Here is a 2335-nt window from a genome sequence, read left to right as displayed (position 1 = left end):
GGCCGGCTCGCGGCCGCCTTCGGCAAGGATCCGCCCGCCGCCTTTATCGAGGACGCGGTGGCGATCATCGGCGGCCTGCTGATCGTAGCGGCGGTGGCATGACGACGAAAATCTTCGACGCCATCATCATCGGTGCCGGACAGGCTGGCCCTCCGCTGGCCGGGCGGCTGACGGCCGCCGGCATGAGCGTCGCGCTGATCGAGCGCAAGCTGGTCGGCGGCACCTGCGTCAACACCGGCTGCATGCCGACCAAGACCATGGTCGCCAGCGCCTATGCCGCGCATCTGGCGCGCCGCGCCGCCGACTATGGCGTGACGCTCTCCGGGCCGGTCGGCGTGGATTACAAGGTGATCAAGGCGCGCAAGGACAAGGTCACAAACGACGCTCGCGGCAATCTCGAGACCTGGATTGCCGGCATGGACAAGTGCACCCTCTATCGCGGCCATGCGCGTTTCGAATCCGCCAACACGGTGCGCGTCGGCGACGATCTGCTGACCGCCGAAAAGATCTTCCTCAACACCGGCGGCCGCGCCTCGGTGCCCGACCTTCCCGGCATCCACGACATCGACTATCTGACCAACTCGTCGATGATGGATCTCGACGTGCTGCCGCGCCATCTCGTCGTCGTCGGCGGCAGCTACATCTCGCTCGAATTCGCTCAGATGTTCCGCCGCTTCGGCGCGGAAGTCACCGTCGTCGAGAAGAGCCCGCGCCTGACCGGCCGCGAGGACGAGGATGTCTCCGCCGCCATCCTGTCGATCCTCGAAAACGAAGGCATCGCGGTCCATGTCGGCGCCGACGACATTGCCTTCGCCAGACAGGGTGACGACATCGCCGTGACCTTCTCCGCCGGCAAGCCACCGGCGGTCGGCTCGCATGTGCTGCTGGCGCTGGGGCGCACGCCCAACACCGACGATCTCGGCCTGGAAAGGGCCGGCGTCGAGGTCGACAAGCGCGGTTTTGTCACCGTCGACGACCAGCTGCGCACCAGCGTGCCCGGCATCTGGGCGATGGGCGACTGCAACGGCAGGGGCGCCTTCACCCACACCTCCTACAACGACTACGAGATCGTCGCCGCCAATTTGCTCGACAACGATCCGCGGAGGGTCAGCGACCGGATCGAAGCCTATGCGCTCTACATCGACCCGCCGCTTGGCCGCTGCGGCATGACCGAGGCCGCAGTGAAGAAATCCGGCCGTCGCGCGCTGGTCGGCCAGCGGCCGATGACCCGCGTCGGCCGCGCTATCGAAAAGGGCGAGACGCAGGGTTTCATGAAAATCCTGGTCGATGCCGACACCAGGGAGATCCTCGGCTGCTCGGTGCTCGGCCCCGGCGGCGACGAGGCTATCCATTGTGTGCTCGACCTGATGTACGCCAAGGCGCCCGTCGACACGCTGGCGCGTGCCGTGCACATCCATCCCAATGTTTCGGAGTTGCTGCCCACCATTGCCCAGGAGCTGAAGCCGCTGGCGTGACAGCCCGTTGAAGACCCATTTTAAAGCTCTTCCTTTTCTGCATCGCTGCAATGCAGCAATGCAGCTTGCGCACGGTGGCGTGCTTCGCGCAGTCTGGAATTGAACCGATTCAGTCTGGACGCACCATGCCCTTGCCGATCCTTGCGCTTGCCATTGCGTCCTTCTGCATCGGCACCACCGAATTCGTCATCATGGGCTTGCTGCCTGAGGTCGCCGCCGACCTCGGCGTGTCGATCCCCGCGGCGGGCCTGCTGGTTACCGGATATGCGCTGGGCGTCGTCTTCGGCGCCCCGATCGTCGCCATGGCCACTGCGCATTTGCCGCGCAAGCCGGTGCTGGTCGGGCTGGCCGTGCTGTTCGTCGTCGGCAATCTGTTTTGCGCCATCTCGCCCAACTACTGGACGCTGATGGCCGCGCGTGTCTTCACCGCTTTCGGCCACGGCGCCTTCTTCGGCATCGGCTCGGTCGTTGCCGCCAGCCTGGTGCCGCGCAACAAGCGCGCCAGCGCTATCGCGCTGATGTTCGCCGGGCTGACGCTGTCCAACATCCTGGGTGTTCCCGCCGGAACCGCACTTGGCGAAGCGTTCGGCTGGCGCTCCACCTTCGTTGCCGTGGTCGGTATCGGCCTGATCTCGGTGGCAGCGATCGCCTGGTTGGTGCCGTCCGATGTCGCCGAGCCAAGCGGTGGCGGCCTGCGCGGCGAGCTGCGCGTGCTGGGCAAGCTGCAGGTCTGGCTGGCCATGCTGATCGCGGCGCTGACCTCCGCAAGCCTGTTCACCGTCTTCACCTACATCAAACCCTACCTCACCGAGGTATCGGGCTTGTCGACCTCGGCAGTCACGTGGGTTCTGCTGCTGTTC

The 2335-nt window shown here is 65.8% G+C and carries 2 protein-coding genes and 1 pseudogene; all 3 read left to right on the top strand.

Annotation, left to right across the window (positions count from 1 at the left end; translation table 11 throughout):
* A pseudogene (locus tag ENZ74_RS35035) lies at window positions 1–102 on the top strand (DUF4126 domain-containing protein); the annotation flags it as partial.
* Window positions 99–1475: an FAD-containing oxidoreductase gene (locus ENZ74_RS09845; RefSeq protein WP_063168860.1), complete on the top strand. Its 1377-nt coding sequence runs from the start codon at window positions 99–101 to the stop codon at window positions 1473–1475. The pseudogene ENZ74_RS35035 and the gene ENZ74_RS09845, both read left to right, overlap by 4 nt.
* A gap of 125 nt (window positions 1476–1600) precedes the next feature.
* Window positions 1601–2335: MFS transporter (locus ENZ74_RS09840; RefSeq protein WP_164760988.1), on the top strand; the 735-nt coding region annotated here is incomplete at its 3' end.

It is taken from the genome of Mesorhizobium sp. M7A.F.Ca.CA.002.15.2.1 (assembly GCF_003998715.1).
Classification (GTDB): Bacteria; Pseudomonadota; Alphaproteobacteria; order Rhizobiales; family Rhizobiaceae; genus Mesorhizobium; species Mesorhizobium ciceri.
Note: the sequence above shows the minus strand (reverse complement) of the source record. Positions and strands in the feature narration are given on the sequence as shown.

Excerpts from the sequence above, each read along its gene's own strand:
- ENZ74_RS09845 (WP_063168860.1), top strand. The coding sequence starts at position 99 with ATGACGACGAAAATCTTCGACGCCATCATCATCGGTGCCGGACAGGCT.